7 protein-coding genes and 1 pseudogene are annotated in these 5,711 nt (G+C 34.5%); 3 read left to right on the forward strand and 5 right to left on the reverse strand.

Annotated features, from left to right (window positions below; all coding sequences use genetic code 11):
* Positions 1–180 precede the first annotated feature (180 nt).
* The 3 genes and pseudogenes from HMPREF2811_RS11980 to HMPREF2811_RS10525 all read right to left on the reverse strand — a co-directional run.
* A pseudogene (locus HMPREF2811_RS11980) lies at positions 181–372 on the reverse strand (DUF1801 domain-containing protein); the annotation flags it as partial.
* A gap of 15 nt (positions 373–387) precedes the next feature.
* The gene (locus HMPREF2811_RS11805) at positions 388–597 is read right to left on the reverse strand and encodes a hypothetical protein (RefSeq protein ID WP_246829862.1); all 210 of its coding nucleotides are present in this window, start codon (positions 595–597) and stop codon (positions 388–390) included.
* A 71-nt stretch (positions 598–668) separates the two neighbouring features.
* Positions 669–1,619: a DUF4349 domain-containing protein gene (locus HMPREF2811_RS10525; RefSeq protein WP_071409284.1), complete on the reverse strand. Its 951-nt coding sequence runs from the start codon at positions 1,617–1,619 to the stop codon at positions 669–671.
* Positions 1,620–2,494: 875 nt separating this feature from the next.
* Between HMPREF2811_RS10525 and HMPREF2811_RS10530 the strand changes: the two genes are divergently transcribed.
* The 3 genes from HMPREF2811_RS10530 to HMPREF2811_RS10540 all read left to right on the forward strand — a co-directional run bounded on the left by HMPREF2811_RS10530 (position 2,495) and on the right by HMPREF2811_RS10540 (position 3,377).
* Entirely contained in the window at positions 2,495–2,677 is a 183-nt protein-coding gene (locus tag HMPREF2811_RS10530; RefSeq protein WP_071409285.1) for a hypothetical protein, read from the forward strand.
* 176 nt (positions 2,678–2,853) lie between these two features.
* A complete protein-coding gene (locus HMPREF2811_RS10535; RefSeq protein WP_004835121.1) occupies positions 2,854–3,111 on the forward strand; it encodes an AbrB/MazE/SpoVT family DNA-binding domain-containing protein in 258 nt (85 codons plus the stop codon).
* Positions 3,111–3,377 carry a type II toxin-antitoxin system RelE/ParE family toxin gene (locus HMPREF2811_RS10540; protein WP_071409286.1) on the forward strand — a complete coding sequence of 89 codons (267 nt, stop codon included), beginning with the start codon at positions 3,111–3,113 and terminating at the stop codon, positions 3,375–3,377. The genes HMPREF2811_RS10535 and HMPREF2811_RS10540 overlap by 1 nt, the downstream gene beginning before the upstream one ends.
* Positions 3,378–3,845: 468 nt before the next feature.
* Here HMPREF2811_RS10540 and HMPREF2811_RS10545 read toward each other — a convergent pair whose 3' ends face one another.
* On the reverse strand, positions 3,846–4,280 hold the full coding sequence (locus HMPREF2811_RS10545) for a hypothetical protein (protein ID WP_071409287.1): 435 nt from the start codon (positions 4,278–4,280) through the stop codon (positions 3,846–3,848).
* A 452-nt stretch (positions 4,281–4,732) separates the two neighbouring features.
* Positions 4,733–5,311, reverse strand: coding sequence for a hypothetical protein (locus HMPREF2811_RS10550; RefSeq protein WP_071409288.1), 579 nt, complete (start codon positions 5,309–5,311; stop codon positions 4,733–4,735).
* Positions 5,312–5,711: the final 400 nt, after the last annotated feature.

A 5,711-nucleotide genomic window follows, 5' to 3' on the forward strand; every position in this document is an offset into this window, starting at 1 on the left:
CTTAACCTGGATAAATCATCTAATGATGTGATGGTGATCTTTGCAATTTCTGACATAATCATTCCCCATAATGGAATCATTATATCAAAAAAGATTACCTCAATTGTTTTTGTAACTGGGGAAAGTTACGTGCAACAAATTGGGTAATCTTATTGTAACTTTTAAACCATTCCATTAGGCTTATTGAATATGGTACTTTTCTTTAGTATATGTTAATGATTTATCCAATAGCTCTTCTAAGACGCTCATATCAATGTCAGCTAATTTATTAACGTAGACACAGCCTCTAGCCTTTTTAATCTTACCTAGCTTATCCAATAACTCCTTACGTTCAGGAAAATCTTGGTCGAGATACAGACTAATTTTCGCTTTTCGCGGTGAGTAAGCCTATAAGGTGGCATCCCCTTCGTGACCTGAATCATACACATAATGGTATTGACCAAAACCAATAATATTGGGATACCAAACAACAGCATCTTCGCCTGAAACACGCTTATAAAATGCTAATAATTCATACGCGTCGGCTTTTTTATAATCAGAGGGTAAGCTTTCAATTACTTCTGCAACTGTCTGTCCAGTTGGGGCAAATTTTGCCATTTTAACGCCTACTTTCTACCTAAAGCTCGGTTCTCTGATGAGTAATAATTCACCATCTCAACACAGTCTAACTATTCTTTCGGCTCTTCAACGGGAGATTTTTCGCCGTCTAATAAAATATTGTTGTTGCGGTCTACTTTAACGAATCCTTCTTTTGAATTAAAATCTTGATTGATACCCATTTTATTTTTTAATTTATGGAACATCTTATATTGATGTTTGCGGATTAATAGATACGCTAATGAAGCGACAAATATAAATGGTGTTACTGACAAAGCAGCTACTAAACCAATTACTAATCCCCAAGCTAAAATAAAGAAGAAGTTTTTAAAGACTCTCGCAAATGGTAACCAGAAAGGTAAGCCTTCAGAAGTAAAGTAATCTACTTCACGTAATGATAAAGTAAGCGTACTAAAATCAACTGATTCTGTTTGTTGATTTTGTTGTTTTTCTAATTCACGAATTTCATCTTCTAAAACAATTTTATCGGCTTCTAACTCTTCACGTTCGCTAAAACGTAAATTATCGTCTTCTAATTTCTTATTAATTTCATCTAAACGAGCTTTTTTCACTTCAAGGGTTTCGCCAGTATTTTCAATATCATCCGTCACATCGCGACTTGAAATATTAAAAGATTGAACATGATAATTCTCTTTTAAAGCTTGCACAACTGTTTCAAAATTATCTTTTGGAATCTCTGCTACGACAGATAACTCCGTCCCTATAAAGTCAGTATAATAGTTAGTCGCATGGTTTGAATCTTGTGATTGAATAATACCGCCATTATCGGTAATTAATTTCATCACACTTTCAGCATCTTTATCATAGTCTTTCGTTTCTAACGTTCCGTAAGCATCATAACTCACTTGTTGACTCTCAGAATAATAATCACTTGATGATTCTGAATATTGCTTGGCTGTATTATTATAAGAAGTATTAGTAGAAGTATAAGGTAAGGTCCCATCACATCCTGCTAACACAACCATTATAGCGGCTAATCCAAATAATCTTTTCTTTTTCATTGGCTTGTTCTTATCCTAGCTGTCTAAGATAATGCTCCTTTCTTGTCTTGATTGTTCTAACAATTTCCTACAATATCGCAATATTATATTTTAAGTATAACAAAACTCACCAAAAAAAGCCTTTACAAGCTATTGATAAGGTATGATTTAATAAAATTTTAAAAATCAATATACGATGAGGCTTTGGTGATTCGCCTAATGATTGTTACTCGTTGCAATAAATCTGACGATGGATTTTGAGCAACACCTTAGTCAATGTGACCAAGTACATGCCTGAATTCCTTGCCGTTTGTGGATTTAACTTAGAACGAAACGCCAGCTTTTCTTACAAAAGCTGGCTACTGGGGAAGTGACCGAATCCCCTATACAGGCTAGTTTCAACCTAAGTGACCGCATTTCCCTACATAGACACCCTCGTATTACAGCGAACTAAATTAAATTAGAAGAACCCCAAACGAAACGACATCACGTTTTCTACACAGGCAGGCTTTAAAATGAGTGACAGTATCCCACAACATTTCTCATTAGAAAAAAAGGTGATAGGTCCCGCTACCTTCCTTTGCAGTCAGATAAACCTATCACCTTCATCTAAAAAAAAGTTCATGTTACCAACGACTCTTTCTTCCAATACCATTACCATAAATATTCTGTCCCTATAGAATTTATCGATAAACAAGTATAAATTGTCGTTCAAAACAATAGACTTTATATTTATTATAACGGAAACATCATCGATAGTCATCCTATCACCAATCAACTGTTCAACATAAAGCCAGAGCACCCATTATATTATGCAAAACATCAGAATGAAACAAGTAACTCAGAAGCAGCGAAAGAGCCGAGTCTTATCTCAAAGGAATTAGGAGGCATCCGTTATGACAATCTATCTTGAAGTACAAAAGCAATTAGAGTATTTAAAATTTAAATCAGCACAGCACTACTTAGAACAATTATATCAAACCCATCAACTGACTGAGGCAGAATTATCTGGACTATATAAAATACTGGCCAAAGAAGTGGATGCAAAGAACGTGGGATTGGTGGCGAATCTAAAGTGAGACAAATCGGAATTTTTAAGTTAGCTTTTATGTCAATATCTCCTATGCTCTTTTATTATTCTTTTATTATTTTAACAGTACTACTACTCGCTTTTATACTACCAACTTGACTTTTCTCTTGGTTGAAAATATAATTTAGTTAGAAAGTATGAATTTCTAACCTAGGAGGTTTTGTTATGTTAGTTGAACTAAAAGCTAAATCACAAGTTACTATCCCGAAAGACATCGTAAACTCTATGGAATTAAATCAAGGTGATCAATTTGAAGTCATAGAGGATAATGGAAAAATTGTACTTGTTCCAGTTGCAATCTATCCAGAGCATGTCATAAAAAATTTAAAAGCTGAAGTAAAAGAGATTAAAGAATCGATAAAAAATGGAGAAAGACCAATCTTTGATTCCATTGATTCTCTATTTGAGGAGTTAGACAAGTAATGTCCTATAAAATTACTTATTCGAAAGCCTTTAAAAAACATTACAAAAAACTATCTGATACTGAAAAGAAACAAACGAAAAAGAAACTTAAATTTTTCGTAGAAAATCCTAATCACCCTTCCCTAAGAACCAAAAAGATACAAGGTACAGATGGCATATGGGAATCCTCTGTTAACATGGATATTCGTATTATTTGTTTCTATGAAAATAATGAATTGGTATATCTTTTGGACATTGGGCACCACGATATCCTGGACAAGTTTTAAAAATAGTACCTTAATAAAACATGAGTTAAAAGCGAAAGTTTTGTGGGAGTGAACTAGAAGTTGAAAATCAAATGATTTTCGCTTCGTCTGTTCACTCCCATTTTTTATACTTCTATATTTTTTAATCCTAACTATGCAATCTAAAAATATTAAAAATTATAAAACTAAATTAGCCACTTAAATTATAAACCCTCCATCTATTTTATGATTGAAAATGAAGTTGCTAGTTGCTGATCATTCCACGGTTTCAATACAACAGTCGCACGTTACTTAAGAATCGGGTAAGCTAAATGACTCGACCGAAATTATAAGCGAACTGCAAAAAGGTCAGATAGTGACTTTGCATATGATTCGACGATTCAGACATATGCTACGGTATAGAAAAAAGTAAAAAAACATCTCAAAACGTTATGATTGTAGTGACATACAACCAGTTTCCATTCTTAACTCCCATGCTCCTGACTGACTTTACTCCACTTCCAGCCATTGCCATTGAAAATCAATGGTGACTTGATGAGACATTTTAACAGCAAGATAGAGCTGTTGAGCTTCTTCAAGTGGCACACCTTCTCTTACATAAGCAAAGCCCTTTTGCCCATTTTTAGGACGGTACTCAATATGATAAGTCGTGCCAAAGGCGACACCATATAAATAAGTCTTCTGCTTGGCATCATCAATCCATTCTAATAACACATATTCATCATAAGCATTCACTGCCATGGTTAAGGCCGATTGAATGTCTTCTATCGATGGATCGGTAGTCGTTGTTTTATGCGTTGATAAATGTAACCCAGGCGTCACGATTTTGTGGACTGGATTAACATCTGGTGTATGAGTACTTAATGACTCCTCAGCTGATTTTTCGCTAGATGTTTTCTTCTTAAACCAATCAAATAATCCCATACTGATTCCCCTTTCATACTGACTCTATTTTAACAATTTTTCAAAGAAAATAAAATCGTTAACCGATAGAGAATGAATATAGCGTGAGGATCAACTAACATTTTGATTGACAAACAATCGATTTAATAAAAAAAGATAGCTTAACTAACCTTCGATAAAGATTAGCTACACTATCCCATTAATATTGTGATGGTAATTCCATTTGATTCAAAGTTTTTGGCGATGAGGCTTAGGAGTATGGTATAAACCTTAAAAATTCTGTTGTGTTCTAATAGTATATTTTATCGCGTAGTGGTTAATTGGTTTCAACTTTGCACAAATTAGACAAACAAAGTGAGATTCATTTAATTTTCTACTTCTGGCCAAATGCTAACGGTGCAGATTTAGACAGACAAAGCAAAAACAAACATTTTTCTACTTCTGCTCACACTCCAAAATTATCATATCAACGATTATTCTTCACTTGTTTCTTGTGACGTCTCTACTTCGTTTTCAGCATTAGAATCCATTGTCGATTTAGCTTCAACTTCTTCCACATAAGTAAAGGTATAACCGTCTTTGTAAGTTAAATCGCCATTTTCTTCAACATGAAATTCCCATTCAAATTGAGTATTATTGCCCACTCGAATTCTTAAAATATTTTCGTCATTATAAAGTGAAGGTTGGTGAATGACGATGGCTAATTTAGGAAACGGTGCTACTTGGTCATAGGTGATTAATTCAATGAATGGCAAATCATCTCGTTGCTCAGTTGAGGGTTTCATATTGGGATTAATTAAACCAGTTAAACCATCATTGACAGCATTGCCCCATTTTAATAATAAAGAAAACAATGGATCTTCTTCGACTTGGGTAGCCGTGTCATATATTAACATGACTTGATTATCGCTAATAGAAATGCCTTCAACCATCGATTCACCGGTATATTGATAATAGCCTTCTGGAATGGTCAACTCAGCGGCATTCACTGGATTAGTCAAAAACAAGGAAACAAGCAACATAAAAACAACTGACAATGAACATTTTCTCATCATTTACCCTACTTTCTCTTTAGATTCTAATTTAATCATATCATTTTTCGGGGGGGTATCAAGAACTTTCTTTGCGCCATTTTCTCATGGATGAAAATCGGTAAAACGTGTGGTTTAGACCGTAAAAGGGAGTGGGCATAAACTTTTTAAATTCTGTTCAGTCCTACCTATTTAATGAACTGCGCAGTGGCTGAGTGGTCTCAACCTGCGTCTTAAGATAGCTGAGTATAATCTTGAAAAGTCCAGTCAAGTGATTGCTCGATAATTAAAAGCGCAGGGGTTGAGTGGCATCAAACTGCGTCTTAATGAGGCTGAGAATAATCTTGACCAATTCACTCATATTAGTGCTCGATAATTAAAAACGCAGAGGTTGAGTGGCCTCAAACTGCGTCTTTCGACT

The sequence above is a fragment of the Globicatella sp. HMSC072A10 genome (genome assembly GCF_001811625.1).
In the GTDB taxonomy this organism is placed as follows: Bacteria; Bacillota; Bacilli; order Lactobacillales; family Aerococcaceae; genus Globicatella; species Globicatella sanguinis.

Coding starts and splice junctions, on each gene's coding strand:
- HMPREF2811_RS11805 (WP_246829862.1), bottom strand. CDS start 597: ATGGCAAAATTTGCCCCAACTGGACAGACAGTTGCAGAAGTAATTGAA.
- HMPREF2811_RS10525 (WP_071409284.1), bottom strand. CDS start 1,619: ATGAAAAAGAAAAGATTATTTGGATTAGCCGCTATAATGGTTGTGTTA.
- HMPREF2811_RS10530 (WP_071409285.1), top strand. CDS start 2,495: ATGACAATCTATCTTGAAGTACAAAAGCAATTAGAGTATTTAAAATTT.
- HMPREF2811_RS10535 (WP_004835121.1), top strand. CDS start 2,854: ATGTTAGTTGAACTAAAAGCTAAATCACAAGTTACTATCCCGAAAGAC.
- HMPREF2811_RS10540 (WP_071409286.1), top strand. CDS start 3,111: ATGTCCTATAAAATTACTTATTCGAAAGCCTTTAAAAAACATTACAAA.
- HMPREF2811_RS10545 (WP_071409287.1), bottom strand. CDS start 4,280: ATGGGATTATTTGATTGGTTTAAGAAGAAAACATCTAGCGAAAAATCA.
- HMPREF2811_RS10550 (WP_071409288.1), bottom strand. CDS start 5,311: ATGAGAAAATGTTCATTGTCAGTTGTTTTTATGTTGCTTGTTTCCTTG.